This is a genomic window from Limimaricola litoreus (genome assembly GCF_024159025.1).
Lineage (GTDB): Bacteria > Pseudomonadota > Alphaproteobacteria > Rhodobacterales > Rhodobacteraceae > Limimaricola > Limimaricola litoreus.
In genome coordinates this window covers 1-25831 of record NZ_JAMYXC010000071.1, presented here as the reverse complement: position 1 = coordinate 25831, position 25831 = coordinate 1, and the positions used below count along the sequence as shown (strand labels likewise).

Annotated in this window: 25 protein-coding genes and 1 pseudogene; 21 read left to right on the top strand and 5 right to left on the bottom strand. The window is 68.3% G+C overall.

Annotated features, from left to right (window positions below; all coding sequences use genetic code 11):
- The 6 genes from NHG85_RS05375 to NHG85_RS05350 all read left to right on the top strand — a co-directional run.
- A partial coding sequence (locus NHG85_RS05375; protein ID WP_253330519.1) for an NAD(P)(+) transhydrogenase (Re/Si-specific) subunit beta occupies positions 1–108 on the top strand: 108 nt, incomplete at its 5' end.
- 24 nt (positions 109–132) lie between these two features.
- Positions 133–1452: an omega-aminotransferase AptA gene (gene aptA, locus NHG85_RS05370; RefSeq protein ID WP_253330517.1), complete on the top strand. Its 1320-nt coding sequence runs from the start codon at positions 133–135 to the stop codon at positions 1450–1452.
- A 64-nt stretch (positions 1453–1516) separates the two neighbouring features.
- Positions 1517–2767 (top strand): Zn-dependent hydrolase, encoded by a 1251-nt coding sequence (locus NHG85_RS05365; protein ID WP_253330516.1) that lies wholly within the window; start codon positions 1517–1519, stop codon positions 2765–2767.
- A 4-nt stretch (positions 2768–2771) separates the two neighbouring features.
- Complete coding sequence (gene hydA, locus NHG85_RS05360) at positions 2772–4232, top strand: dihydropyrimidinase (RefSeq protein WP_253330514.1); 1461 nt, start codon at positions 2772–2774, stop codon at positions 4230–4232.
- Positions 4233–4329: 97 nt separating this feature from the next.
- Positions 4330–5820, top strand: a complete 1491-nt coding sequence (locus tag NHG85_RS05355; protein ID WP_253330512.1) for an NCS1 family nucleobase:cation symporter-1 — start codon at positions 4330–4332, stop codon at positions 5818–5820.
- A gap of 74 nt (positions 5821–5894) precedes the next feature.
- On the top strand, positions 5895–6188 hold the full coding sequence (locus tag NHG85_RS05350) for a DUF1330 domain-containing protein (RefSeq protein ID WP_253330509.1): 294 nt from the start codon (positions 5895–5897) through the stop codon (positions 6186–6188).
- A 16-nt stretch (positions 6189–6204) separates the two neighbouring features.
- Here NHG85_RS05350 and NHG85_RS05345 read toward each other — a convergent pair whose 3' ends face one another.
- Positions 6205–6834 (bottom strand): type 2 periplasmic-binding domain-containing protein, encoded by a 630-nt coding sequence (locus tag NHG85_RS05345; protein WP_253330507.1) that lies wholly within the window; start codon positions 6832–6834, stop codon positions 6205–6207.
- A gap of 116 nt (positions 6835–6950) precedes the next feature.
- Between NHG85_RS05345 and NHG85_RS05340 the strand changes: the two genes are divergently transcribed.
- A complete protein-coding gene (locus tag NHG85_RS05340) occupies positions 6951–7442 on the top strand; it encodes a putative pterin-binding protein (RefSeq protein WP_253330506.1) in 492 nt (163 codons plus the stop codon).
- Between the two features lie 11 nt (positions 7443–7453).
- Here NHG85_RS05340 and NHG85_RS05335 read toward each other — a convergent pair whose 3' ends face one another.
- Entirely contained in the window at positions 7454–7864 is a 411-nt protein-coding gene (locus NHG85_RS05335; RefSeq protein WP_253330504.1) for a hypothetical protein, read from the bottom strand.
- 298 nt (positions 7865–8162) lie between these two features.
- Between NHG85_RS05335 and NHG85_RS05330 the strand changes: the two genes are divergently transcribed.
- From NHG85_RS05330 to NHG85_RS05275, 12 genes are all read left to right on the top strand, one after another.
- Positions 8163–9929: an Ldh family oxidoreductase gene (locus tag NHG85_RS05330; RefSeq protein WP_253330502.1), complete on the top strand. Its 1767-nt coding sequence runs from the start codon at positions 8163–8165 to the stop codon at positions 9927–9929.
- A gap of 36 nt (positions 9930–9965) precedes the next feature.
- Positions 9966–10967 (top strand): sialic acid TRAP transporter substrate-binding protein SiaP, encoded by a 1002-nt coding sequence (locus tag NHG85_RS05325; protein WP_253330501.1) that lies wholly within the window; start codon positions 9966–9968, stop codon positions 10965–10967.
- Between the two features lie 89 nt (positions 10968–11056).
- Positions 11057–11632 carry a TRAP transporter small permease gene (locus NHG85_RS05320; RefSeq protein WP_253330499.1) on the top strand — a complete coding sequence of 192 codons (576 nt, stop codon included), beginning with the start codon at positions 11057–11059 and terminating at the stop codon, positions 11630–11632.
- A gap of 11 nt (positions 11633–11643) precedes the next feature.
- On the top strand, positions 11644–12924 hold the full coding sequence (locus NHG85_RS05315; protein WP_253330497.1) for a TRAP transporter large permease: 1281 nt from the start codon (positions 11644–11646) through the stop codon (positions 12922–12924).
- A gap of 117 nt (positions 12925–13041) precedes the next feature.
- Positions 13042–14106: an ion channel gene (locus tag NHG85_RS05310; RefSeq protein WP_253330495.1), complete on the top strand. Its 1065-nt coding sequence runs from the start codon at positions 13042–13044 to the stop codon at positions 14104–14106.
- A 208-nt stretch (positions 14107–14314) separates the two neighbouring features.
- Complete coding sequence (locus tag NHG85_RS05305; RefSeq protein WP_253330494.1) at positions 14315–15250, top strand: sulfurtransferase; 936 nt, start codon at positions 14315–14317, stop codon at positions 15248–15250.
- 10 nt (positions 15251–15260) lie between these two features.
- On the top strand, positions 15261–16382 hold the full coding sequence (locus tag NHG85_RS05300) for a YeeE/YedE thiosulfate transporter family protein (RefSeq protein ID WP_253330493.1): 1122 nt from the start codon (positions 15261–15263) through the stop codon (positions 16380–16382).
- 2 nt (positions 16383–16384) lie between these two features.
- Positions 16385–16555: a hypothetical protein gene (locus NHG85_RS05295; protein ID WP_173812320.1), complete on the top strand. Its 171-nt coding sequence runs from the start codon at positions 16385–16387 to the stop codon at positions 16553–16555.
- 179 nt (positions 16556–16734) lie between these two features.
- Positions 16735–18030: an O-acetylhomoserine aminocarboxypropyltransferase/cysteine synthase family protein gene (locus tag NHG85_RS05290; RefSeq protein WP_253330492.1), complete on the top strand. Its 1296-nt coding sequence runs from the start codon at positions 16735–16737 to the stop codon at positions 18028–18030.
- Positions 18031–18358: 328 nt separating this feature from the next.
- A complete protein-coding gene (locus NHG85_RS05285; protein ID WP_253330491.1) occupies positions 18359–19324 on the top strand; it encodes an ABC transporter substrate-binding protein in 966 nt (321 codons plus the stop codon).
- A 101-nt stretch (positions 19325–19425) separates the two neighbouring features.
- Positions 19426–20460, top strand: coding sequence for an ABC transporter permease (locus NHG85_RS05280; RefSeq protein WP_253330490.1), 1035 nt, complete (start codon positions 19426–19428; stop codon positions 20458–20460).
- Positions 20461–20470: 10 nt separating this feature from the next.
- Complete coding sequence (locus NHG85_RS05275; protein ID WP_253330488.1) at positions 20471–21523, top strand: quaternary amine ABC transporter ATP-binding protein; 1053 nt, start codon at positions 20471–20473, stop codon at positions 21521–21523.
- Positions 21524–21592: 69 nt separating this feature from the next.
- Here the strand turns inward: NHG85_RS05275 and NHG85_RS05270 are convergent, their stop codons facing one another.
- Both NHG85_RS05270 and NHG85_RS05265 read right to left on the bottom strand, forming a co-directional pair.
- On the bottom strand, positions 21593–22807 hold the full coding sequence (locus NHG85_RS05270; protein ID WP_253330487.1) for an AGE family epimerase/isomerase: 1215 nt from the start codon (positions 22805–22807) through the stop codon (positions 21593–21595).
- Positions 22804–23292 (bottom strand): LacI family DNA-binding transcriptional regulator, encoded by a 489-nt coding sequence (locus tag NHG85_RS05265; RefSeq protein WP_253330486.1) that lies wholly within the window; start codon positions 23290–23292, stop codon positions 22804–22806. The genes NHG85_RS05270 and NHG85_RS05265 overlap by 4 nt, the downstream gene beginning before the upstream one ends.
- A gap of 122 nt (positions 23293–23414) precedes the next feature.
- On the opposite strand from NHG85_RS05265, the gene NHG85_RS05260 reads away from it, so the two are divergent.
- Positions 23415–24680, top strand: a complete 1266-nt coding sequence (locus NHG85_RS05260; protein WP_253330484.1) for a glycerate kinase type-2 family protein — start codon at positions 23415–23417, stop codon at positions 24678–24680.
- Positions 24681–24919: 239 nt separating this feature from the next.
- Here the strand turns inward: NHG85_RS05260 and NHG85_RS19815 are convergent.
- Positions 24920–25027, bottom strand: a pseudogene (locus tag NHG85_RS19815) (transposase); the annotation flags it as partial.
- Between the two features lie 107 nt (positions 25028–25134).
- Here NHG85_RS19815 and NHG85_RS05250 point away from each other — a divergent pair.
- Positions 25135–25831: oxygenase MpaB family protein (locus tag NHG85_RS05250; protein ID WP_253330482.1), on the top strand; the 697-nt coding region annotated here is incomplete at its 3' end.

The window sequence follows — 25831 nt, the reverse complement described above, 5'->3', positions numbered from 1 at the left end:
GGCTACTCCGGCATCGAGAACCCGCTCTTCTTCAAGGACAACACACGCATGTTCTACGGCGATGCGAAAAAGTCGCTGGATGATCTGCTCGCCCGTTCGGCCGCCTGAGGCCCCCGTTCAAGGAATATCGAGATGAACGCAGAAACCAAGATCCGCAACGACCTCGGCGCCTACTGGATGCCCTTCACTGCCAACCGGCAGTTCAAGGACAACCCGCGCATGATCGCCAGCGCGGAAGGCATGTACTACACCACCACCGACGGGCGGCAGGTGATGGACGGCACCGCCGGGCTGTGGTGCGTCAACGCCGGGCATCGCGCGCCGCGCATCACCGAGGCGGTGCAGCGGCAGGTCGAGGAGCTCGACTACGCGCCCGCCTTCCAGATGGGTCACCCCAAGGCTTTCGAGTTGGCCTCGCGCCTCGCCGAGCTGGCGCCGGGCAAGCTCAACCACGTCTTCTTCACCAATTCCGGCTCGGAATCGGTCGAGACCGCGCTGAAGATCGCGCTGGCCTATCACAAGGCCAAGGGCGAGCCGGGGCGCACCCGGCTGATCGGCCGCGAGAAGGGCTATCACGGCGTCAATTTCGGCGGCATTTCCGTGGGCGGCATGGTCAACAATCGCCGCGCCTTCGGCACGCTCCTGGGCGGCGTCGATCACCTGCCGCACACGCACGACATCGCGCGAAACGGCTTCACCAAGGGCCAGCCCGAGCATGGCGCCGAGCTCGCCGACGATCTGGAGCGCCTGGTCGCGCTGCACGGGGGCGAGACCATCGCCGCGGTGATCGTCGAGCCGATGGCGGGCTCGGCGGGGGTGATCCTGCCGCCCAAGGGCTATCTGCAGAAGCTGCGCGAGATCACCCGCAAGCACGGCATCCTGCTGATCTTCGACGAGGTGATCACCGCCTATGGCCGGCTCGGCCGGGCCTTCGGGGCGGATTACTACGGCGTCGAGCCGGACATGATCACCACCGCCAAGGGGCTGACCAACGGCGTCATCGCGATGGGGGCGGTGCTGGCCAGCGAGGACATCCACGACGCCTTCATGACCGGCCCCGATCACATGATCGAGCTGTTCCACGGCTATACCTATTCGGGCAACCCGGTCGCCTGCGCCGCCGCTCTTGCCGCGCTCGACACCTACCGCGAGGAGGAGTTGTTCGAGCGCGCGGCCAGCCTCGAGGACTACTGGGCGGACGCGCTGTTCAGCCTCAGGGACAAGCCCGGCGTGATCGATATCCGCGCCGTCGGCCTCGTCGGCGCGGTCGAGCTGGAGCCTTTTGCGGACACGCCCACCAAGCGGGCCTTCGACACCTATCTGCGCGCCTGGGACAAGGGCGTGCACCTGCGGACCACCGGCGACACCATCGCCATGTCGCCGCCGCTGATCATCGAGAAATCCGAGATCGACCAGCTGGTCGGTACGCTCGGCGAGGCGCTCGACGCCTGAGACAGGCGCGGGGTCCGGCGGCCGGGGAGGGCGGCCGGACCCCGCGCCAGCAACGGGAGGACCTATGAAAGACATACAGACCAATACCCGGATCGACGGGGCCCGGCTGTGGGACTCGCTGATGGAGATGGCCAAGGTCGGCCCCGGCCTGCGCGGCGGCAACAACCGCCAAACGCTGACAGACGCCGACCGCGAGGGGCGCGACCTATTCAAGCGCTGGTGCGAGGAGGCCGGCATGAGCGTCGGGGTCGATAGCATGGGCAACATGTTCGCCCGGCTCGAAGGGGCGGAGCCCGATCTCGACCCGGTGATGATGGGCAGCCATCTCGACACCCAGCCTACGGGCGGGAAGTATGACGGCGTGCTCGGCGTGCTCGCGGGGCTTGAGGTCGTCCGCTCGATCCGCGACCAGGGGATCACCCCGCGCCGCCCGATCGTCGTGGTCAACTGGACCAACGAGGAGGGCACCCGCTTTGCCCCCGCGATGCTGTCGAGTGGCGTCTTCGCAGGCGTGCACACGCAGGACTGGGCCTATGCGCGCGAGGATGCCGACGGCAAGCGCTTCGGCGACGAGCTGGCCCGCATCGGCTATGTCGGCGACGAGCCAGTGGGCGGCCGCAAGATGCACGCGATGTTCGAGCTGCATATCGAGCAGGGCCCGATCCTCGAGGCCGAGGGCCGCGATATCGGCGTCGTCACCCACGGGCAGGGGCTGAGCTGGACCGAAGTGACCGTCACCGGCAAGGAAAGCCACACCGGCTCCACCCCGATGCCGATGCGCCGCAACGCCGGCCTCGGCATGGCCCGCATCCTCGAGAAGGTCGACGAGATCGCCTGGAGCCACAAGCCGCACGCGGTGGGTGCCGCCGGTCACATCGAGGTCTTTCCGAACTCGCGCAACGTGATCCCCGGCAAGGCGGTGTTCACCGTCGATTTCCGCTCGCCGGAATTGTCGGTGATCGAGGACATGGAGGCCCGTCTGCGCAGCGAAGGCACGCGGATCGCCGAGGAAATGGAGCTAGAGATCGCCTTCGAGAAGGTCGGCGGCTTCGACCCCGTGCCCTTCGACGAGGGCTGCGTGAATGCGGTGCGCCGCGCCGCCGAGAAGCTCGGCTATTCGCACCGGGAGATCATCTCGGGCGCAGGCCACGACGCCTGCTGGATCGCCCGCGTGGCGCCGACGGCGATGATCATGTGCCCCTGCGTGGATGGGCTGAGCCACAACGAGGACGAGGAAATCAGCCGCGAATGGGCCGCCGCGGGCTGCGACGTGCTGCTGCACGCCGTCCTGGAAACCGCCGAAATCGTGGAGTGAGAAGATGAGCAAGAGAACCGTGATAAAGGGCGGCACCATCGTCGCCGCCGACCGCAGCTTTGAGGCCGACATCGCCATCGAGGGCGAGACGATCGTGCAGATCGGCGCGGGCCTGTCGGGCGACGAGGTGATCGACGCCACCGGCTGCTACGTGATGCCGGGCGGGATCGACCCGCATGTGCACCTCAAGATGCCCTTCATGGGCACCCATTCGGCGGATGATTTCGAAAGCGGCACCCGCGCGGGCCTCGCCGGCGGCACCACCATGGTGGTCGATTTCTGCCTGCCCAGCCCCGGCCAGTCGCTGATCGAGGCGCTGGAGGGCTGGCACGCCAAGTCGCAGCGCGCCTGCGGCGACTACTCCTTCCATATGGCAGTGACATGGTGGAGCGAGCAGGTGTTCGAGGAGATGCAACAGGTCGTCGACATGGGCATCAACTCCTTCAAGCACTTCATGGCCTACAAGGGCGCGCTGATGGTCGATGACGACGAGCTGTTCGACAGTTTCCGCCGCTGCGCCGCGATCGGCGCGCTGCCGATGGTGCATGCCGAGAACGGCGACGTGGTCGCCACCATGCAGCAAAAGCTGCTGGCCGACGGCATCCGTGGGCCGGAAGGCCACGCCATGTCGCGTCCGCCCGAAGTCGAGGGCGAGGCCACCAACCGCGCGATCATGATCGCCGACATGGCGGGCGTGCCGCTCTACGTGGTCCACACCTCCTGCGAACAGGCGCACGAGGCGATCCGTCGCGCGCGGCAAAAGGGGATGCGGGTCTACGGCGAGCCGCTGATCCAGCACCTCGTGCTCGATGACAGCGAGTATCGCAACCCCGACTGGGACCACGCCGCCCAGCGCGTGATGTCGCCGCCCTTCCGCGACAAGTCGAACCAGGACAGCCTCTGGGCCGGTCTGCAGGCGGGCTCTTTGCAGGTGGTGGCGACGGATCACTGCGCCTTCACCACCGAGCAGAAGCGCACCGGGATCGACGATTTCACCAAGATCCCGAACGGCACCGGTGGGCTGGAGGACCGGATGCCGGTGCTCTGGACCGAAGGGGTGAACACTGGACGGCTCACCAAGAACGAGTTCGTCGCCGTCACCTCGACCAACATCGCCAAGATCCTCAACATCTACCCGCAGAAGGGCGCGATCCTCGAAGGCTCGGACGCCGATATCGTTGTCTGGGATCCCAGGAAGTCGAAGGTGATCTCGCCCGAGACCCAGCAGTCGGTGGTGGAGTACAATGTCTTCGCGGGCCGCGAGGTGACCGGCCTGCCGCGCCACGTGCTGAGCCGCGGCACGCTGGCGGTCGATGACGGAAAGGTCTGCGCCACGCCCGGTCATGGCCGCTTCGTCAAGCGCCCCGCCTTCGGGGAGGTGAACAAGGCGCTGTCGAAGTGGAAGGAGGTGACCGCGCCGCGCAAGGTCGAGCGCAAGCCCGAGAACATGCCGGCCTGCGTCTGAGATGAAATGCCCCCGAGACTTTCGGGGGCGTTTTCTTTAGCGCCCGGGGAAGAGAATAATGGGCGCCACAAGACCAATAACAGGGAGGAGACAAGACATGACGGACATGACTGCGGGGGTTCCCGCGGCGGATGGCGGGGCACGGACGCGCCTCGACGCCGCCGGACTGGACCCGAGGCTCTACAACGAGGACCAGCTGCCGACCACCGCCGCCGAGCGGACATGGGACTGGCTCGCCATCGCCGCGCTCTGGGTCGGCATGGTGGTCTGCATTCCGACCTATCTTCTGGCCTCCTACCTGATCAATTCCGGCATGAGCTGGGACCAGGCGGTGCTGACCATCCTCGCGGCCAACGCCATCGTGCTGATCCCGATGGTGCTTCTGGGCCACGCGGGCACCAAGTACGGCATCCCGTTCCCGGTGCTGCTGCGCTCCTCCTTCGGCCCCTCGGGCGCCAAGATCCCGGCGGTGGCGCGCGGCATCGTCGCCTGCGGCTGGTTCGGCATCCAGACCTGGGTCGGCGGCTCGGCGATCTTCGTGATCCTCAACACCCTGACGGGCGGCGCCCTGGCGGGCGAGGCGATGCCGATCCTCGGGATCAGTTTCGGTGAATTCGTCTGCTTCCTCGCCTTCTGGGGGCTGCATCTCTACTTCATCACCCATGGCACGGAATCGATCCGCTGGCTCGAGACCTACGCCGCGCCGTTCCTTCTGGCGATGGGCCTCGCGCTGCTGGCATGGGCCTATTTCGCGGCCGGGGGCTTCGGCCCGATGCTGTCGAACCCGAGCGCCTTCGATCCGGGCCAGCCGCAGGAAGGGCAATTCTGGATGGTGTTCTGGCCGAGCCTCACGGGCATGATCGGCTTCTGGGCGACGCTGGCGCTCAACATCCCCGACTTCACCCGCCACGCCAAGAGCCAGAAGGACCAGTTCCTGGGCCAGCTGATCGGCCTGCCGATCCCGATGGCGCTGTTCGCCTTCATCGCCTCGGCGGTGACCTCGGCGACGATCGTGATCTACGGCGAGGCGATCTGGGATCCGATCCAGCTGGCAGAGCGGATGGGCGGCTTCTCGATCATCATCGCGCTCTTCGCGCTGATCGTGGCGACGCTGACCACCAACCTCGCGGCCAATGTCGTGGCCCCCTCGCACGGCTTCTCGAACCTCGCGCCGAGCAAGATCAACCTCAAGCGCGGCGGCTACATCACGGCGGGCATCGGCGTGGCGATGTTCCCCTGGATCCTGATCGATCACATCGGCGGCTGGCTGATCGCCTACTCGGCGCTGCTGGGCCCGATCGCGGGCGTGATGCTGGCGGATTACTACCTCTTGCGGAAGACCAAGCTGGAGGTGACCGAGCTGTTCCGCATGAACGGCATCTATGCGGGGCGCAACGGCACCAACTGGGCCGGGATCGGCGCTCTGGTGATCGGCATCCTGCCGAACCTGCCGGGCTTCCTCGCCGGCGTCGGTCTCACCGCCGCCACGGCACCGGTCTTTGCCACGATCTACACCTATGCCTGGTTCGTCGGGCTGTTCGTGGCGGGCGCGGCCTATCTCGTGCTCTCGAAGATCCTCAACAAGTGACGCCATGCGTGTGACGGGCCGGGGCGGCGGGTGTCGCCCCGGCCTTTTCATGTTCGCACACAGGAGACAACGACATGCCCAAGGCCTACTGGATCGCCCATGTGACGGTCACCGACCCCGAACCCTACAAGCTCTATGCGGAAGGTGCGACGCAGGCGTTCCGCGAGCATGGCGCGCGGGTGCTGGCCCGCGGCGGAAGGATCGAGGCGCTGGAGGGGGAGAGCCACCCGCGCAACGTGGTGATCGAATTCGATTCGATGGAGGCCGCGCTCGCCTGCTACAACTCGGACGCCTACCAGGCCGCCAAGCGCCACCGCGAGGGCGCGGGCATCGCCAACATCATGATCCTCGAAGGCGCGCCGGACTGATCCCGGCGCGGCGCGGTCATCTTGGCCGGCGGGGCAGGGCAGCCGCCCCGCGCCTAGCCTTGGCCGCCTCGCGGGTGGCGTCTCGGCGCCCCTCCTCGGTCTTGCGCGTTTCGAACTCTTCGCTCGCCAGGGCGGCCTCGGCCTCAAGATCGGCGAGCAGGCGGTAGGAGACGTAGTACCTGAAGATGTTTCGCACGTAGATCGCGGGTTCGCGGCTGACCGCCGACTGGATCGCGAGCTCGACAAGGTCGATCAGGTCGTAGTCATCGCGCCGCGCATCGACGAAGCGAAGGTCCAGTTCGGCCCCGCCTTCGGCCTTCGACCTCTCGTTGAGGCGGCGCAGCTTGGCGGCGTAGCGGCTGCCCTCCGCGACATGGAGGGGAAGGCCCGCCAGATCCTCCAACGTCTCCACCCCGTCGATATCGGGGGCGAGGACGGGCACGTCGTTGACATCCTCGATGAGCGGCTGCGTGTAGCTCAGACCCGCGACTTCCTCGGCGCGGGAGACGGTCAGCGTCGTGAAGTCGCTGCGCCCGTCGACGAGCGCCGGGAGGATCTCGATCCGAGGGTGATTTGTCCACGTCCTTCCGCATCGGGATGGCCCTCGTCGGTGCCCCGGCGGCAGCGGCCGCCACGAGGCGGCCATGAGACACCCGCAAGACACGCCCCGGGCAATCCTCGCCCTGGCCCGCCGCTGGGGATTGGTGCGGCCGTGCCTTGCGTGTTCAATATGCGCGAAACCTGATATCGAAAGGCCCTACCATGCTCAGATCGTCCTTGCTCAATGCCGTCTGCCTGTCGCTTGCCTTGTCGAGCCCGCTGCTCGCACAGGAGGTCCCCGAGGATACGGGCCTCCTGACGCTGGAGGCGCCGAACGAGGCGGCGCCCGTGGAACTCGACCTCGCGGCGCTGAAGGCCATGCCGGTCACCGAAATCGAGACCAGCACGGTCTGGACCGATGGCGTGACCCGCTTCACCGGCGTCGCGCTGAGCGACCTGCTGGCGGACCTCGGAGAGGAGGGCACGGTGATCCATGCCATGGCGCGCGACGGCTACACGGTCGAGATCCCGGTGACCGACGCGGTGCCGCATGGCCCGATCGTCGCCTACGAAATGGATGGCGCACCGATCGAGGCGGACATGATGGGGCCCTACTGGATCATCTACCCCTACGACAGCGACGAAGCCTACCGGACCGAGGAGATCGAGGCGCGCAGCATCTGGCAATTGGCGCGGCTGACCTTGGCCGACTGAGGCCCGACAGCTCAATCCGCACCGTGGCCGAGACGCTCGACAAAGCGCATCTCGGCCGCGGCGTCGGCCAGGGCATCGATGCCGATCATCGCCGCCATGAAGGCCGCCATGCAGACGGCATGGTTCACCGCCGTCTGGATCAGCCGCTTGCGGCGCGTGTCGGTCCTGGCGAAGATCGCGATCTCGGGGCGCAGCAGGAAGATCGAGGCGAGATAGGCGAAGAGCAGGGCAGAGAGCGTCCAGTGCAGCGCCCTGAAGCCCCAAAGCCCGGTTTCCATCGCCGCCAGCCGGGCCAGCCCGACGAGCAGGGCCCAGCGCAGCACGGTAAAGGCCTCGCTCACGCCGGTTTCGAGCCGGGTGCCGAAGGCCCGGCGCGCCCCGTCATCCGAAATCCGATCCAGCCAGACCCGAAGCCGTGCCATGATCCCGCCTTTCGCATGGACGCCCCAGCATATCACGCGCGGCAGGCCGTCGGGCAAAGCCCCCCTGAGGGCTCCGCCAGCCGGAAGGCGACTGACAGCGACCACCTGTTTCCCCCCTCTTGCCGGAGCCATGGTCCGCGGGCGCGCAGCCGGTCCGAAAGGCTCAGCGTCGAAGCGTCCTTGCAAGGGAAGGCCGGCATCGGGCCGCGTCTCCTTTAAGGGGAACTGACGCAGACGTCACATGCAATCTTGTGTTGTTCGGTATATCGTATACCATCCTTCTCGGGGAGGATGCGCGATGTCGGACAACATCGGGGCAAGCGCGGGACTGGACCGGCAGAAGCTGTCGGAGCAGGCGCGCGAGGCGATCCGAGAGCGAATCGTGCGGGGAGAGTTTCCGCTGGGGCGCAAGCTGCCCGAAGCGGAGCTGGTCGGCCTGCTGAACATGAGCAAGAGCCCGATCCGCGAGGCGCTGCTGCAGCTCGAACGCGAGGGGCTGGTCGAAATGGCCTCGGGCCGCAGCGCGCGGGTCTTCACGATGGGGACCGCGGAGATCGCCGAACTGGGCGAGCTGCGCCTGATGCTGGAGCTGCAGGCGGTGCGGATGGCGATCGAACGCAACCCCGCGTCGCTGCACGAAACGCTTCAAGGCATCACGGCGCGGATGGAAGAGGCATTGTCGCGCGGCGATGCTGGTGCCTACAAGCTGCTCGATCATGATTTCCACGATGCGATCTTCGCCCGATGCGGCAACAGCTTCCTGCGCGACCATTTCCGCAGGCTGTCGTTCCGGGTGCAGGCCCTGCGCAACCGGCTGTCGCTCGACGATGCGCTGAACCGCAAGTCTCTCAAGGAGCATGTCCTCATCGCCAGCGCCGTGGCGGCCGGGCGGGCGGAGGAGGCGGCCGCGCTGCTCTCGTCGCATATCGACGACACGGTCGAGGCCTATCTCGCGCGGATCGCGGCAGAGGCGGAACCGGCAAAGGCAGCAACGCCGCTGCGGGTCGCGCTCGAGGAGATGGAGCGCTTTTCGCGCGCGGCGCTGACCGCGGTGGGGGCGGATGCGCCGACGGTGGAGGCGGTGACGAAGGCCCTGCTGCACGCCTCGGCCCACGGGGTGGACACGCATGGCTTCCGGCTTTTGCCGCATTATCTGCAAGGCCTTGCCGAGGGGCGGCTGAACAAAGCGCCGAAGCTGTGTTTCGCGCGCGAAACGGGCGGTGTCTGCGTGCTCGACGCCGATGACGCCCATGGCGCGCGGGCGGGCTATGCAGCGGTGGAGCGGGCGCTGGAACTGGCCCGCGCGCACGGGCTCGCGGCGGTGGCGATCCGCGGCTCCTCGCATTTCGGCGCCGCCGGGGCCTATGCGCTGGAGATCGCGCGCCACGGCATGATGGGCCTTGCCTTCTGCAACTCCGACAGCTTCGTGCGGCTGCATGGCGGCGCGGTGCGGTTTCACGGCACCAACCCGATCGCCGCCGCGGCGCCCGCGGGGGAGGGGCAGCAGCCCTGGCTGCTCGACATGGCGACGAGCGCCATCCCCTTCAACCGGGTGCAGCTCAACCGCAGCCTGGGTGCATCATTGCCCGAGGACGTGGCCTCCGACATCCGGGGCGTCAACGTCACCGATCCGGCGGTCGTCGAGATGCTGGCGCCCCTGGGCGGCGCGCTCTTCGGCTACAAGGGCGCGGGGCTCGCGGGCCTGGCCGAGATCCTTTCGACCGCCTTTTCCGATGCGCCGCTGAGCTTCGAACTGCCGCCGATGATCAGCGACGACATGGCGACGCCGCGCAAGCTCGGCGCCTTCGTCATGGCGCTGGACCCCGAAGCCTTCGGCGGCCGCGCCGTCTTCGAGGGGGTCGTTCGCCGCTACCTCGCCGCCATTGCCGCTTCGCCAGCCGCGCCGGGGGAGGGCGTGATGGCACCGGGGGCGCGCGAATGGGCCGAGGCCGAGCGGCGGCGCGTGCAGGGCATGACGCTCGACCGGGGTTCGGTCGAGGCACTGGCGCGCTTTGCCGAAGAGCGGGGCATCGCGCCGCTCGTCCACCGTTCGGGAGGGCGGTGACACCCCACGTCAGACATCAACCAGGGAGGAAGACCGATGACATCGAAGCTGACCCAGACGATCGCGCTGGCCACCACGGCGGCCGCGGCGCTCACTGCGGCCGCGCCCGCGATGGCGCAGGACGCCGAGCGCATGCTGAAATGGGCGCATGTCTACGAGGCAAGCGAGGCCTATCACACCTGCGCGGTCGCGGCGCATGAGGATCTGGTCGCCGCGACCGACGGCCGCTACGGCATCGAGGTCTTCCCGGCCTCCTCGCTGGGCAAGGAGGTCGACATCAACGAGGGCCTCAGCCTCGGCACCGTCGACATCATCTATACCGGGCAGCTCTTCGCGGGCCGCGCGCACGGCCCCATCGCCATCGGCGGCGCGCCCTACATGTTCCGCGACTACACGCATTGGGACGCCTTCCGCAATTCGGACCTGTTCGCGGAGCTGAGCCAGGGCTACGCCGACGCGACCGGCAACCAGATCGAGGCGCTGACCTATTACGGCAACCGCCACGTGACCTCGAACAAGCCGATCACCGCGCCCGAGGACATGGACGGCCTCAAGATCCGCGTGCCGAACGCCCCGCTCTACATGATGTTTCCCGAAGCCGTCGGCGCCAACCCGACGCCGATCGCCTTCGCCGAGGTCTATCTCGCGCTGCAGCAGGGCACGGTCGATGCGCAGGAAAACCCCCTGCCGACGATCCAGGCCAAGAAGTTCTACGAGGTGCAGTCGGACATCAACCTGACCGGCCACATCACCGACGCGCTGCTGACCATCGTCGGCGGCCCGACCTGGGGCAGCATGGAGGAGGCCGACCAGCAGGCGCTTTCCACCGCCATCGACAACGCCGCCGCCTGCGCCACCGAGGCGATCCGCGATCAGGAGGCCGAGCTGGTCGACTGGTTCGGCGAGCAGGGCGTCAACGTCAACGAGGTCGACCGCGAACCCTTCATCGAGGCGGTGAAGGCCATGCACATGGGCGACATGGCGACCTGGGACCAGGAGACCTACGACCGGCTCCAGGCCATCGGCCAGGAGGGCTGACCCGCGCGCGACGCCTGTCGCGCCGCACGACCTGACCGACCGGCCCCCGCGGCGGGGCCGGTCTCCATGCCCTCGGGGAACGCGTGATCATGAAGCCAGCCGAAACACATCCTGCGCCGGAAGAGATCCAGCCGGCGCTGCATCTTGAGGAAGAGGAGATCGACCTGTCGGACCTGCAATGGGACGACGCGCTGGTGCTGGTGATCTTCTGGACGCTCGCCTTCGTGGTGTTCCTGCAGTTCTTCACCCGCTACGTGCTCAACGATTCACTCGGCTGGACCGAGGAGATCGCGCGCTTCTTGCTGATCGCGGTGACCTTCACCGGCTCGGTCATGGCGGTGCGCAAGAGCGCGCATATCGCCGTCGAGTTCCTCTACCGCTGGGTGCCGCGGCCGCTGCGCCGGATCGCACAGGCGCTGATCGACCTCGTCTCGATCTCGTTCTACGCCACACTGGCCTATCTTTCGGGCCAGCTCGCGGGCCGGACCCGGCAGATGATGGTCTCGATCGACGTGCCCAAATCGGTGGTCTACTGGTTCGTCGCCGCCTGTTTCGCTGCGATGGCCCTCTATGCCCTCCGCAACGCCTGGCTGCACCTGCGCCACGGCACCAGCAAACTCATCGACCCCGAGCAGCACGCGGATGCCGTGCGCGCGATGGACTAGGAGCGCCCGCCGTGGACATTGCCATACTCTTCACCATCCTCTTCGCGCTGCTGCTCTTCGGCGTGCCGGTGGCCATCGCGCTCGCCGGCTCCTCGCTGGTGTTCATCCTGGCCAACGGCATGCCGCCGCCGATGGTGGTGGCGCACCGGATGATCAACGGCGTCGACAGCTTCCCGCTGCTCGCGGTGCCGTTCTTCATCCTCGCGGGCAACCTGATGAACACCGCCGGGATCACCGAGCGGATCTTCAACTTCGCGCTGGCGCTGGTCGGCTGGATGCGCGGCGGGCTCGGCCATGTGAACGTCGGGGCCTCGGTCATCTTCGCGGGCATGTCGGGCGCGGCGGTGGCCGATGCCGGCGGGCTCGGCGCGATCGAGATCAAGGCGATGCGAGACGCGAAATACGATCCGGGCTTCGCGGTGGGGGTGACGGCCGCCTCCTCGACGATCGGGCCGATCATCCCGCCCTCGCTGCCGATGGTGATCTACGGCGTGGTCGCGGGCACCTCGATCGGCCAGCTCTTCGCGGCGGGCTTCGTGCCGGGCATCGTCATGGCGGTGTCGCTGATGCTGATGATCGGCTTCTTCGCGCGGCGCCGGGGCTTTCCACGCGACCAGCCCTTCGAGATGGCGCTGCTGACCGCCTCCTTCGGGCGGGCGTTCTTGTCGCTGCTCACGCCGGTGATCATCGTCGGCGGCATCCTCTCGGGGGCCTTCACCCCGACCGAGGCCGCCGTCGCCGCCTGTGCCTATGCGATGTTCCTCGGTCTCGCGGTCTACCGCACCCTGACCCTGCGGCGTTTCCTGCGGGTGACCTTCGACACGATCGAGACGACGGCGGTGGTCTTGTTCGTGGTCGGCGCGGCGGCGATCTTTGCCTGGATCCTGACCTCGAACCGGGTGCCCGAGGCGGTCGCGGGAATGCTGCTCTCGGCCTCCGACCGGCCTTGGGTCATCTTGCTGCTGATCAACCTCATCCTGCTGATCGTCGGATGCTTCATGGAGACCGTCGCCGCGATCACCATCCTCGTGCCGGTGCTGCTGCCCGTGGCGATCGAGCTTGGCATCGACCCGGTGCATTTCGGCGTCATCATGGTGCTGAACCTGATGCTGGGCCTGCTGACACCGCCGGTGGGCATGGTGCTCTACGTGCTGGCGCGCGTCGCCAAGATCCCGTTCGAGCGCTGCGTCGTCGCCACCGCGCCCTTCCTGATCCCGCTGGTCCTCGTGCTCGGGCTGATCACCTTCATCCCGGCGATCACCATGTGGCTGCCGACGCTGATCTACCGGTAGGGCGGCAGACGGGGGGCGGTCCGGCATCGACAGCGTCGGAACCGGATCGCCCCCCTGATCGATGGGTGAACGCGATGCCCGCGTGGCCGCCGGAGACCCATCACCGAAGGATGCCACATGAGAACGCTCGTCCCGGTCCTGCTGCTGATCCTGTTCGGCGGGATCGCCAATGCCCAAGGCACCCCGCCCCCGGCCGATACCTCCCGGCCCGATCCGCTGGTGATCGGCGTGTTCGAAAGGCCGCCCTACGCCACGCGGACGCGCGACGGCGCATGGCTCGGCCTCGCCGTCGACCTGTGGCGGCTCACCGCCGAGGCCGAGGGCTGGGCCTACGAGTTTCGCGACATCGCCCCCGGCAGGGTGGCGGATGCGTTGGCCCAGGAGAGCATCCACGCCGCGCTGGCGGTCGATGCGACGCCCGAAGCCGAGGCGCGGCTCGATTTCACCCACCCGCTGCACACCGCGACGATGGGGGTGGCGACGCAGCAGCGCTCGATGCTGCTGAACGTGGCGCAGGGCTTTCTGACATGGCAGTTCCTGCGGCTCGTGCTGGGGATCTCGGTGCTGCTTCTGGCGGTCGGCGCGCTGATGTGGCTGCTGGAGCGGCGGCGCAACGACGAACAATTCGCCAAGAGCCCGCTGCGGGGCCTGGGCGACGGCTTCTGGTGGGCGGGGGTGACCCTGACCACCATCGGTTATGGCGACAAGGCGCCGATCACCCTTTCGGGGCGGGTGGTGGCGATGCTGTGGATGCTCTCGGGCCTCGCGATCAGCGCGGCGCTGACGGCCGCCGTGGTCAGCCTCACCGACATGCGCCGGTCGGTGGAGCTGCCCGAGCGGTTTCACGAGCAAAGGGTCGGCGTCGTCGAAGGCACCACCAGCGCCAGCTTCCTCGAAGCCGAGGGCGTGGACCTGCGCCGCTACGCTTCCGTGGCCGAAGCGCTGCGCGCGATGCAGGCCGAGGAGGTCGATACCGTCGCCGCCGCGGGTCCGGTGCTGCAGACCACGATTTCCGAGAGCGGCGCCTTCGACACGCGGGTCCGGCGCACGGATTTCGATCCGCATTACGTCAGCATCGCACTGCCCGAGGACTCGCCCCTGCGCGAGCCGCTCAACCGCGCCCTGCTGATGCGGCTGACGAGCGAGAGCGGCTGGAACCTCGTGGAACGCTACCTGCCATAGCCGCGAAACAGACGCGGCCGGTTTTTTTCGACGTGCCTTCGCGGGACGGCCGTCACCGTATCGGGGGGATTTCCGGAACCGACGTTCGCCCAAAGGCCGCGCAGGCGAACAGGGGGCCGGAACGCGGATCGACCGCCCGAAACGGCCGGTTGAACTCGCAACACAAGGGGCAGATCTAGGGGGATATCCCATTCGAAAGGCCGATCCGATGAACAGGTTTATCGCAGTTGCGGTCGCCGCGACGACCCTTTCCAGCCCCGCTTTCGCCCAAGACGCACAAGGCTTCGGCCCGCTGGTCAGCGCCGAGGAGCTGGCCGGGCTGATCGAGACCACCGATCCGCTGGTGCTCGACATCCGTGGCGAGGCCTATGGCGAAGGCCATGTCGAGGGCGCGGTCTCCGCCCCCTATGGCCTGTTCCGCGGGCCGGCCGAGAACCCTGGCCAGCTGCCCTCCGAAGAAGAGCTGACCGAGATACTGCGCGACCTCGGCGTTTCGGCCGACCGTCCAGTGGTCATCACCCACCAGGGCCGCGACGAGACCGATTTCGGCGCTGCCGCGCGGGTCTACTGGACCCTGAAGTCGAGCGGCGTCAGTGATCTGGCGATCCTCAACGGCGGCGTCGGCGCGTGGCAGGCCGCGGGCAACGCGCTGTCGACCGAGGCAGTCGAGCCCGATGAGAGCGCGATCACCGTCAGCTTCTCGGACGAGTGGCTCGCCACGCAGGAGGACGTGCTGAAGGTGGTCGAGGGCGAGACGCAGGCGACATTGGTCGACGCGCGCCCCGAAAGCTTCTGGGCGGGCGAGGACGCGCATGCGGCCGCAGCACGGCCCGGCACGCTGCCGCAGTCGGAATATTTCACCCATTCCAGCTGGTTTTCCGACGATCCCACGCTGATCGACGCCGAGGCCGCGCTGGCGCTGGCCGAAGAGGGCGGGTTCACCGGGGACGAGACGCTGATCTCGTTTTGCAACACCGGCCACTGGGCCGCGACCAACTGGTTCGCGCTGAGCGAGCTGGCCGGGCTCGACGATGTGAAGCTCTACCCGGAATCGATGGTGGGCTGGTCGCAGGCCGGGCTGCCGATGGAGAACACCCCCGGCGTGTTCAAGAACCTGCTGAACCAGATCACCGGCGCGCTCTGAGGAGGCTTTCATGGCCGATACCGGCATCGCCGCCCCGCGGGGCGGCTTTACATTCGGCACCCGCGGCCTGCTGATCCTCGGGGCGCTGGCGGCGGTGCTGTCGGTTGCGGCCCTGGCGGGGGCGCGCTACGGCGCGCTGCTGCTGATCGGGCTGGGCTTCGGCGTGGCGCTCGAAGGGCTGCGCTTCGGCTTTGCCGGGCCGTGGCGCGCGATGATCCTGCGGCGCGAGCCCGCGGGCCTGCTGGCGCAGCTCGTGGCGATCGCGCTGGTGGCGCTCGCCGCCTTTCCGCTTCTGGCCAGCAACGGCGAGGAGCTGTTCGGTGCCCATGCGCCGATCGGCGTGGCGATGATCGGCGGCGCCTTCGTCTTCGGCGCGGCGATGCAGCTGGTCATGGGCTGCGGCTCGGGCACGCTGGTCAATGCCGGCAGCGGCAATGTCGTGGGCGCGGTGGCGCTCCCGTTCTTCGCGCTGGGCAGCTTTGCCGGGGCCTACAACCTCGATTGGTGGATCTCTCTGGGCACGGCGCCGGTGGTGGCGCTGTCGGGCACCGGCGGCTTGCTGACGACGCTCGCCGGGCTCGGCGCCGTCGCGGCGCTGCTTCTCTGGCTGGCCCCGGCGCAGGCGCGGCGCGTGCCGCGCAGGCTCTGGATCGCGGCGGTGGCGATTGCCGGTCTCGCGATCCTCAACCTCGTCGTCTCCGGCCAGCCCTGGGGCATCGTCTACGGCCTCGGCCTCTGGGCCGCGAAGGGCGCGCAGGCGATGGGCGGCGACCTCTCCGGCTCGGCCTTCTGGAGCGCGCCGGCCAATGCCGAACGGCTGCAGCAAAGCATCCTGACCGACGTCACCTCGCTCACCAACATCGGGCTGATCGGCGGGGCTTTTCTGGTGAGCGTCTGGCGCGGGGGGCTGGGGGCGAAGCTGCCGCGGCTGTCGCCGCTCGCCTGGGGTGCGGCCGTGGTCGCGGGCTTCCTTCTGGGTTATTCCTCGCGACTGGCCTTCGGCTGCAACGTGGGCGCCTTCTTTTCGGGCATCTCGACCGGCAGCCTGCATGGCTGGGCCTGGTTCGCCGCGGCCTTCTTCGGATCCTACTGGGGCGTGAAGCTGCGCCCGAAGCTCGGGCTGGAGGTGTGAGGATGACCAGGACCCCCATCGCGCTTTCGGTAATCGGCCTCGTCGTGGCGCTGATCGCGGCGGATCTCGCGGGCAGCGCGCCGCTCAACCCCTACCAGGCGCCGCCCATGCTGGCGCTGGGCTCGGGCCTCGCCGCCACGGGCGCGCATTGCGCGGCGCCGGTGGTCGAGTAGCAGGACCGAGCTTCGATCGCAGGGCGACAACGCCTTGAACCGGGCTTCGCCGCCAGGACCGGCGAAGCCCGGTTGGCGGGCGAGACATTCCGCGCGGCGCCGGTCGCCTTTGCCATGCAGCTGTTGTACCCCGCGCCGCCGCGCCCTAGCGTCATGCCCAAACCGAAAAGGAGAGGGACATGACCGAACAACGCAGCCTCGGCTTCGACACGATGCAGATCCACGCGGGCACTGCGCCCGATCCGGCGACGGGCGCGCGGCAGGTGCCGATCTACCAATCCACCTCCTACGTCTTCAAGGATGCCGACCACGCGGCGCGGCTCTTCGGGCTCGAAGAGGTCGGCTACATCTATTCGCGCCTGACCAACCCGACCGTTTCGGCGCTGGCCGACCGGGTGGCCGCGCTCGAAGGCGGCGCCGGGGCGATCTGCTGCTCCTCGGGTCACGCGGCGCAGATCATGGCGCTGTTCCCGCTGATGGGGCCGGGGCTCAACGTCGTGGTCTCGACCCGGCTCTACGGCGGCTCGGTGACCCAGTTCAGCCAGACCATCAAGCGTTTCGGCTGGTCGGCGCGCTTCGTCGATTTCGACGATCTCGACGCCATCGAGGCGGCGGTGGACGTGGACACCCGTGCCATCTTCTGCGAGTCGATCTCCAACCCCGGCGGCTACATCACCGACATCCCCGAGGTGGCGAAGCTCGCCGAGCGGGTCGGCCTGCCGCTGATCGTCGACAACACGCTGGCGACCCCCTACCTGTGCAACCCGATCGCGCAGGGCGCGACGCTGGTCGTGCATTCGGCCACCAAATATCTCACCGGCAACGGCACGATCACCGCCGGCGTCGTCGTTGACAGCGGCAAGTTCGACTGGTCGGCCTCGAGCAAGTTCCCCTCGCTGGCCGCCCCCGAGCCCGCCTATCACGGGCTGAACTTCCACGAGGCGCTGGGCCCGATGGCCTTCACCTTCCACTCCATCGCTGTGGGCCTGCGCGATCTGGGCATGACGCTGAACCCGCAGGCGGCGCATTACGCGCTGATGGGGATCGAGACGCTCAGCCTGCGCATGGCACGCCACGTGTCGAACACCGAAAAGGTCGCAAAATGGCTCGAGGCCGATCCGCGCATCGACCGGGTGACATGGGCCGGGCTGGCGTCTTCGCCCTGGCATCACCGGGTGGCCAAGGTCACGCCCAAGGGGGCGGGCGCGCTCTTCACCGTCGGCGTGAAGGGCGGCTACGAGGCCTGCGTCAAGCTGGTCGACAGCCTCGAGCTCTTCAGCCACGTCGCCAACCTGGGCGATACCCGCTCGCTGATCATCCACCCCGCCTCGACCACGCATCGCCAGCTCACGGTGGACCAGCAGATGGCGGCCGGGGCCGAGCCCGATCTGGTGCGGCTGTCGATCGGCATCGAGGACCCCGAGGATCTGATCGCCGATCTCGACCGGGCGCTGGACCGGGCCACCGGCGCCTAGCACGGCCTGGCCAGGTTCCCTGCATCGAAACGGCCCCGGGCGCCATGCGCGCGGGGTCGTGGCGACAGGGCAGGCGACCTTGGATCCGGAGTGGCGGGCAGGGGGCGACGGGGGGTCATGTTCGCTTGAACGGGCATTCAACTTGCCCCTCGCGCTTGGATCGCTAAGTTGCGCCCCTGAAGAGCGGCCCTCGGGCTGCAATTCGTCCCCCGGGGCCGGCGAGATGCCGCGTGCCCTGCGAGGAGACAGAAGATCCCCGCCAGCAGGGCATGGATCGGACAACGGATCCGGCCCTGCAGGCGTACGGGACCAACATGAGGAGAACGGAATGAAGAAGAAGATACTCGGCGCGCTGTTCGCGACCATCGCCCTGCCGGGCGCCGCCGCCGCCGATTGCGGCGAGGTCTCGATCACCCAGATGAATTGGGCCTCCTCCGAGATCGTCACCGCCGTCGCCAAGTTCCTGATGGAGCAGGGCTATGGCTGCGACGTCGCGACCGTGCCCTCCGACACCGTGCCCGCCGTCACCTCGGTGGCCGAGAACGGCGAGCCCGACATCCTGACCGAGCTGTGGACCAACTCCACCGGCGACGTCTACAAGGAGCTCAAGGAGGCTGGCAAGGTGGAGGAGCTGGGCCAGGTGCTCACGCCGGGCGGCGTCGAGGGCTGGTGGATTCCGACCTACCTCGCCGAAGAGCACCCCGAGCTGACCACCATCGAGGGCGTGATGGCCAACCCCGAGCTGGTCGGCGGGCGCTTCAACAACTGCCCCGACGGCTGGGGCTGCCGCGTCACCAACGACAACCTGATCCGTGCGCTCGACCTCGAAGGCTCGGGCCTCGAAGTGTTCAACCATGGCTCGGGCGAGACGCTGGCCACCTCCATGGCCTCGGCCGTGCAGAGCGAAGAGCCCTGGTTCGGCTACTACTGGGGGCCGACCGTGCCCTTGGGCAAGTTCGACATGACCGAAGTGAAGATCGGCGACTACGACGCCGAGGCGCATGCGCGCAACGCCAACAAGGACGCCGAGACCCCCGGCGTCAGCTCCTACCCGGCGGCTCCGGTCTACACCGTGATCACCACCGATTTCCGCGAGCGCGAGCCGGAGATCGCCGAGCTGATGAGCAAGCTCTCCTTCGAGACCGAGACCATGAGCAGCCTGCTCGCCTGGGCCGACGAGAACGGCGCCTCGAACGAGGAGGCCGCGGTCTACTTCCTCAAGAACAACCCCGACGTCTGGTCGGAGTGGCTGAGCGACGAAGCCCGCGAGAAGCTCTCGGCGCTGCTTAACTGAGACCGCGATCGCACCCGATCACCTCAAGGGGCGGCCAAAGCCGCCCCTTGTCATGTTCTTTGAAGCAATAACAAGGCGGTAACCCGCCGGGGAGAGCCTCAATGGCAACCTATGATTTCGTGTTCGACGGGCTGGGCCTGCGCGAATGGTGCGGGGGCGACGACGCCGGGGGCGGGGGCCTCATGTCGATGGATGCGCTTCTGAGCGAAACCAGCGGCACCGAGACCGAGGTTTCGGCCTGGGACACCCCGTTTCCCTCGCTCGACGCGCTCAACGCCGCCTGCCCGGCCATGCCGCAATCGCGTGATCTCACCTCGGGGCTCGAAAACGGCTTCCTCGCGATCAAGGACGGGCTGCAGGTCGTGGTCGACCCTTTGACCCAGCCGCTGAGCTGGGCGCTGACCAATGCGCTCTGGATCATGCAGGCGGCGCCGTGGTGGCTGATGATCCCGATCCTGATGATCGTCTCCTATGCCGTCGGCCGCTCGCTCAAGCTCGCGGGTCTGGTCGGGCTCTCCTTCGCCTTCCTCGCCTTCATCGACTACTACGACTACACCATGCAGACGCTGGCGATCATCTTCGTCTGCGCCTTCATATGCGTGCTCTTCGGGGTGCCCATCGGCATCGCCATGGCGCGCAACGACAAGGTGCAGCGCGGCATGATCCCGGTGCTCGACATGCTGCAGACGCTGCCGCCCTTCGTCTATCTGATCCCGCTCATTTTCCTGTTCTCGGTGACCGAGCCCAAGCTCTACGGCATCGCGATCATCCTCTACGCCATCGTGCCGGTGGTTCGCCTGACCGACCTCGGGATCCGCATGGTCGACAAGGAGGTGATCGAGGCCGCCGATGCCTTCGGCATGACCGAGCGCCAGAAGCTCTTTGGCGTGCAGATCCCGCTGGCGCTGCCCAACATCATGGCGGGCGTGAATCAGACCATCATGATGAGCCTCGCCATGGTCGTCATCGCCTCGCTGGTTTCGGCGCCGGGCTTGGGCGTTCTGGTGCTGCGCGGCATCCGCAGCCTGGAGCTGGGCGTGGGTCTCGTCTCGGGCTTCGGCATCGTGCTGCTGGCGATCATCCTCGACCGTGTGACCAAGGCCGCTCTGGCCCGCATCAACGCATCGCAGCACTGAGGGGATGGGCATGACCGACGACATCAAGATCTCGATCCGCAAGCTCTACAAGATCTTCGGCGATGCGCCCCAGACGGCGCTCGCCCATGTCCACGAGGGGATGAGCAAGGCCGACCTGCTGGAGCACGAGAACCACGTGCTCGGGCTCAACGACATCAACGTCGACATGCCCGCGGGCAAGACGACGGTGATCATGGGGCTGTCGGGCTCGGGCAAATCGACGCTGATCCGCCACCTCAACCGGCTGATCGAACCCACCGCGGGCGAGGTGCTGGTCGATGGCGAGAACATCCTCGACTACAGCCCGCGCCAGTTGCGTGACATGCGCCAGCACCGCATGTCGATGGTGTTCCAGAAGTTCGCGTTGCTGCCGCATCGCACGGTTCTGGAGAACACCGGCCTCGCCCCTTCGATCGAGGGCAAGAAGAGCCGTACCTATGCCGCGGAGGCCACCAAGTGGCTCGACCGGGTCGGGCTGCAGGGGCAGGGCGACCAGTATCCGCACCAGCTTTCGGGCGGGATGCAGCAGCGCGTCGGCATCGCCCGCGCGTTGACCTCGAACTCTGACATCATGCTGATGGACGAGGCCTTCTCGGCGCTCGACCCGCTCATTCGCACCGACATGCAGAACCTGCTGATCGACCTGCAGGCGGAGCTGCACAAGACCATTGTCTTTATCACCCATGATCTCGACGAAGCACTCAAGCTGGCCGATCACCTGGTGATCCTGAAAGACGGCTTCGTGGTGCAGCAGGGCGAGCCGCAGCACATCCTGCTGAACCCGGCCGATCCCTACATCGAGGACTTCGTGGGCGACATCAACCGCGCCCGCGTGCTGCGCACCCGCTCGGTGATGGAGAAGACCGAGGCACCGGTCGAGGGGCTCGACGGCGAGGTCGATCACGACGACACGCTGGAATCGGTGATCTCGATGGCCGAGGGCGATACCAACAAGCACTACCGCGTGATGCGCGAAGGCCGTCAGGTCGGCGTGCTGCACATGCGCGATCTGGTGCGGGCCCTGGTGCCGACCTCGCGCGGCGAGGAGACGCTCGTTTCCTGACCAAACGCTCCGGCGACGCCCCTTCGCGCGCCGCCGGCGCTGCTTCTCGACGCCTTGTGCGCAAGAGGCTCAGCGCCCGCGCAGCAGCGCGGCAAGGCTGCCGGTGCAGGGATGCAGCGGGATCAGGCAGGCCTGCAGCGCGTGATAGATGTCGGGTTTGCCGAAGAACGGATCGCTCGACGGGCACCCCTCGGCGTCGATCTGCGGATGCCAGCCGCCATGCGCCCGGTCGATCAGCCGCGTGGCGGCGAAATCCCAGAACCGGCGATACCAGCCTTCCAACGCCGCATCCGCTTGCAGCGTGTTCAGCGCATGCGCCGCCCCGATCGCTTCGCAGATGGGCCACCAGTAGCGCGCGGCGATAGCCGGGCAGTTGTCCCAGCCCAGCGTGTAGTAAAGCCCGCCGCGCGCCTCGTCCCAGCCATCGGCGGCGGCGCGGTCGAACAGCGCGCGCGCGGCCTCGGGCGCCCATCCGAGCCGCCGCCCCCCCGTCTCGTGGAGCTGCACCAGCAGCCGCGCCCATTCGAAGGAATGGCCCGGCGTCAGCCCGGCGGGGCGGAACATCGGGTCGCCCTCGTAGTCGTGGTCCACGCTCCAGTCGGCGTGGAAATGCTCGGCCAGCCGCCAGCCATTCTCGCGCGCGCGGCGGTTGACGATCAGATCGGCGATCCGCTCGGCCATCGCCAGATGCGTCTCGTCGCCCGTGGCCTCATGGGCTGCCATCAACGCCTCGGTCAGGTGCATGTTGCAGTTCTGGCCGCGGTAGTCTTCGGTCTCGGTCCAGTCGGCGTCGAAGCCTTCGCGGATCGCGCCGTGCTCCTCCTCCCAGAACCGCGTCCGGATCACCCCGGTCACATCCTCGATCATCCGGCGCGCCTGCGGATGCCCGGCCATTTCGGCGCTGGCGGCAGCGAGCAGGACGAAGGCATGGCCATAGCCGGTCAGTTTCGGGCCCGGCACCTCGCTGGCGGTCACGCCCCAGGCATAGCCGCCTCCGGGCTGGCGGTGGCGCTCCCACAGAAAGCGCATGCCGTGATCGACGATCTCCATCGCGCCGGGGCGGCCCATCAGCGCGGCGATGGCGTAGCAATGCACCATGCGGGTCGTGGCGTGGATTTCGCGCAGCGGCGCGTCGCGCAGCGCGTGGCCTTGAGCGTCGAGCGTGAAGAAGCCGCCCTCGGGGTCGATGCTCTCGGCCTCGAACAGGCGCAGCAGATCGTCGGCCTCGCGCGCGAGCCAGCGGCGATGCTCGGGCAGGGCGGTCCAGCGGGGGGTCGGGGTCATGGGTGGTCTCCGGGGGCAGGTTGGGGTGGGGCGGTGGTTTCGCGCAGCCTGAGCCGCGCCTCGATCTCGACCACGACGGGCGGGGCCGACGGGGCGGCGAGGCGGGCCGGCAGGCGCTCGGTCATGGCCTGGCCGAGATCGTAGGGCGCGACGGAAAGCGTGCCGAGCGGCGCGGCATCGTCGCGTGCATCGAGCACGGAGGCAAGATGGCCCGCCCGCTCCATACGGTCGCTGACGCCTCTCATCAGCTCGGCGTTGAACGGGTTGGCGAGGTAATGCAGCACCATCCCGATCTCGCGGTTCTCGCCCGAACGCAGCCCTGCCGCGCGCCGGTCGGGCAGGTAGTTCACCGCCTCGGCCGCCGCGATCACCCGCACGCGTGTCCGCTCCGAGATCCGGCCCGTGCCGCGCAGCACTTGGCTCAAGGTGGCGGTGGGGACGCCGGCCTGCGCGGCAACGGGGCTGAGCCTGGGACTCGGTACCATAACACACCGTTCCGCCGCGCGGGGCGTCTCTTTCATTCGGTTTTGATATATCGTTGTATCCCCCCGGCGCAATGCCCGGCCGCCGCGACGGCGGTCGGACTCGTCGGCCAGGAGGTGACCCGATGACATCCGTTCCCACGCCCGCGGCCGATCCGCGCTGCTTTCTCGAAGCGCTGTTCGAAGCCGCCGTGGCGCGCGCCGATCCGATGCAGGTGCTGGCCGCGCATCTGCCGCCCAAGCCCGAGGGTCGGCTGGTGGTGATCGGCGCGGGCAAGGCCAGCGCGCGCATGGCCGAGGCGGTCGAGGCGGCCTGGGGCCCCTGCGAGGGGCTGGTGCTGACGCGCTATGGCTATGCGCGGCCCTGTGCGGGCATCGAGATCGTCGAGGCGGCGCATCCGGTGCCGGACCGCGCCGGGCTGGAGGCGACGGCGCGGATGCTCGACCTCGTGGAGGGGCTCGGCCCGAACGATACCGTGCTGGCGCTGATCTCGGGCGGCGGCTCGGCGCTCCTCTGCGCGCCGATCGAGGGGCTGACGCTGGAGGACAAGCAGGCGGTCAACGCGGCGCTTCTGGCCTCGGGCGCGCCGATCTCGGCGATGAACGTGGTGCGCAAGCAGCTCAGCCGGGTCAAGGGCGGGCGGCTTGGCGCGGCCTGCGCCCCGGCGCGGCTGCTGACGCTGGTGATCTCCGACGTGCCGGGCGACGACCCCTCCGAGATCGCCTCCGGCCCGACCGTGGGCGATACCAGCACGCCGGCGCAGGCGCTCGAAATCATTGATCGCTGGTCGATCGAGGTACCGGATGCGGTGCGCGCCGCGCTCGCCGATGCCCCGGCCGGGGTCGCCCCGGATGACGCGCGCCTTGCCCGCTCGGAGACGCGCATCATTGCCGCGCCCGCCCAGTCGCTCGACACCGCCGCCGAGATCGCCCGAGCGGCGGGCTGCGAGGTGCGGATGCTCGGCGATGCGATCGAGGGAGAGGCGCGCGAACTGGCGGTGGCGCAGGTGCGCACCGCCCGCGAGATCGCGCGGACCCTCGCGCCGGGGGCGGCACCGGTGCTGCTGCTTTCGGGCGGCGAATGCACGGTGACCCGGCGCGGGCAGGGGCGCGGCGGGCCGAATGCCGAATTCGTCCTTGCCGCGGCCTGCGCGCTTGCGGGCGATCCTCGCATTCACCTGCTGGCCTGCGACACCGATGGCGTGGACGGGGCGGAAGAGGTCGCCGGCGCCTATGCCGGCCCCGGCACCCCGACCGGCGAGGCGGCGGCGCGGGCGCTGGCCGAGAACGATGCGCATGGCTTCTTTGGGCGGGTCGGCGGGCAGGTGATCACCGGGCCGACCCTGACCAACGTGAACGACTTTCGGGCCGTGCTGATCCTGCCTGAGTGATCGAACGGGCTTTCCCCCGCGATCGCCGTATCGCGGGGGGAAATGACGCTCTGGCAGATCCATCGAAATCCCCCTTGCCGAAACCGGTTTCGGAACCGACCGCCGGGAACAGGGAAGAGTCGCAGCGCCCCTTCCTCGCGGATTTCCTCGCGGGCATCTCGGTCGCCGCGAGCGCCGAAGGCTGGACGCTCACCGTCGCCACCGCCGAGAACGAGACCGACCCGATGCGGGGGATGGAGCAGCAGGTCGTAGTTCATCTGCTCCATCAGCTGCCGCTCAGGCCGGATCGAGAACAGGATCTGATGAAGGCTCGCCCGGATCAGCCGTTCCGGTGCGATGGAGGGAGCGGACCCGGGGAGGGTAACGCGCGCTGGGCGGACCTGCCGCGGCATGATAGTGCGACACCATCCCGTGGCGCCCCGAAGGGGGGCGCGGTGGCATGGAGCTTGGCAAGATGTTCGCAGCCTGCCCCGAGGACCGGATCGACGCGCTTTGCGCCGAGGCCGATTTCGAACGGATCGCCCGGCTGCTGAACACCTATGCCTTCTCATGGGACATCGAGCGCGCGCTGGAGCTGGCGCTGTTCCGCACCTATGCGATGCCTTCGATTTCTTCGCTGCTGGCGCGCACGGGCGAGTTCGCCGCGCGCCCGGCCAAGCGCTACGACGACACGGAGTTGCTGCTTTCCGAGCCGCTGGAAAACGGGCTCGACAGCGCGCGGGGCCGCGCGGCGATCTCCCGGATCAACGAGATGCACGGGCATTACCGCATCTCCAATGACGACATGATCTATGTGCTGGGCACCTTCGTGCTGGAGCCGATCCGCTGGCTCGACCGCTTCGGCCGCCGCGCCATGACCCCGCATGAGCAAAGGGCCTGGACCAACTACTACCGCGCGCTGGGCGCTCGGCTGGGCATTCGCGACATCCCTGCCGATCTGGCGGGGTTCGCGGCCTTCAATGCTAATGCCGAACGAGAGCGGCGCCGCTTTGCCCGAAGCAACCGCGAGGTGGCGCAGGCCACGCTCGATCTGCTGCTGAGCTTCTACCTGCCGCGCCGGCTGTTCGGGCTGGGCCGCCCGATGGTGCTGGCGCTGCTCGACGCCCCGCTGCGCGAGGCGATGGGCCTGCCGCACCCGCCCCGGGCGCTGC

Bases quoted from the DNA above. Each gene is read 5' to 3' on its own strand.
- NHG85_RS05345 (WP_253330507.1), bottom strand. From the start codon at position 6,834: ATGGCCGCCTCGTGGCGGCCGCTGCCGCCGGGGCACCGACGAGGGCCA.
- NHG85_RS05260 (WP_253330484.1), top strand. From the start codon at position 23,415: ATGACATCCGTTCCCACGCCCGCGGCCGATCCGCGCTGCTTTCTCGAA.
- hydA (WP_253330514.1), top strand. From the start codon at position 2,772: ATGAGCAAGAGAACCGTGATAAAGGGCGGCACCATCGTCGCCGCCGAC.
- NHG85_RS05350 (WP_253330509.1), top strand. From the start codon at position 5,895: ATGCCCAAGGCCTACTGGATCGCCCATGTGACGGTCACCGACCCCGAA.
- NHG85_RS05305 (WP_253330494.1), top strand. From the start codon at position 14,315: ATGAACAGGTTTATCGCAGTTGCGGTCGCCGCGACGACCCTTTCCAGC.
- NHG85_RS05325 (WP_253330501.1), top strand. From the start codon at position 9,966: ATGACATCGAAGCTGACCCAGACGATCGCGCTGGCCACCACGGCGGCC.
- NHG85_RS05355 (WP_253330512.1), top strand. From the start codon at position 4,330: ATGACGGACATGACTGCGGGGGTTCCCGCGGCGGATGGCGGGGCACGG.
- NHG85_RS05295 (WP_173812320.1), top strand. From the start codon at position 16,385: ATGACCAGGACCCCCATCGCGCTTTCGGTAATCGGCCTCGTCGTGGCG.
- NHG85_RS05270 (WP_253330487.1), bottom strand. From the start codon at position 22,807: ATGACCCCGACCCCCCGCTGGACCGCCCTGCCCGAGCATCGCCGCTGG.
- NHG85_RS05365 (WP_253330516.1), top strand. From the start codon at position 1,517: ATGAAAGACATACAGACCAATACCCGGATCGACGGGGCCCGGCTGTGG.
- NHG85_RS05280 (WP_253330490.1), top strand. From the start codon at position 19,426: ATGGCAACCTATGATTTCGTGTTCGACGGGCTGGGCCTGCGCGAATGG.
- NHG85_RS05320 (WP_253330499.1), top strand. From the start codon at position 11,057: ATGAAGCCAGCCGAAACACATCCTGCGCCGGAAGAGATCCAGCCGGCG.
- NHG85_RS05330 (WP_253330502.1), top strand. From the start codon at position 8,163: ATGTCGGACAACATCGGGGCAAGCGCGGGACTGGACCGGCAGAAGCTG.
- NHG85_RS05300 (WP_253330493.1), top strand. From the start codon at position 15,261: ATGGCCGATACCGGCATCGCCGCCCCGCGGGGCGGCTTTACATTCGGC.
- NHG85_RS05340 (WP_253330506.1), top strand. From the start codon at position 6,951: ATGCTCAGATCGTCCTTGCTCAATGCCGTCTGCCTGTCGCTTGCCTTG.
- NHG85_RS05285 (WP_253330491.1), top strand. From the start codon at position 18,359: ATGAAGAAGAAGATACTCGGCGCGCTGTTCGCGACCATCGCCCTGCCG.
- NHG85_RS05335 (WP_253330504.1), bottom strand. From the start codon at position 7,864: ATGGCACGGCTTCGGGTCTGGCTGGATCGGATTTCGGATGACGGGGCG.
- NHG85_RS05290 (WP_253330492.1), top strand. From the start codon at position 16,735: ATGACCGAACAACGCAGCCTCGGCTTCGACACGATGCAGATCCACGCG.
- NHG85_RS05265 (WP_253330486.1), bottom strand. From the start codon at position 23,292: ATGGTACCGAGTCCCAGGCTCAGCCCCGTTGCCGCGCAGGCCGGCGTC.
- aptA (WP_253330517.1), top strand. From the start codon at position 133: ATGAACGCAGAAACCAAGATCCGCAACGACCTCGGCGCCTACTGGATG.
- NHG85_RS05275 (WP_253330488.1), top strand. From the start codon at position 20,471: ATGACCGACGACATCAAGATCTCGATCCGCAAGCTCTACAAGATCTTC.
- NHG85_RS05310 (WP_253330495.1), top strand. From the start codon at position 13,042: ATGAGAACGCTCGTCCCGGTCCTGCTGCTGATCCTGTTCGGCGGGATC.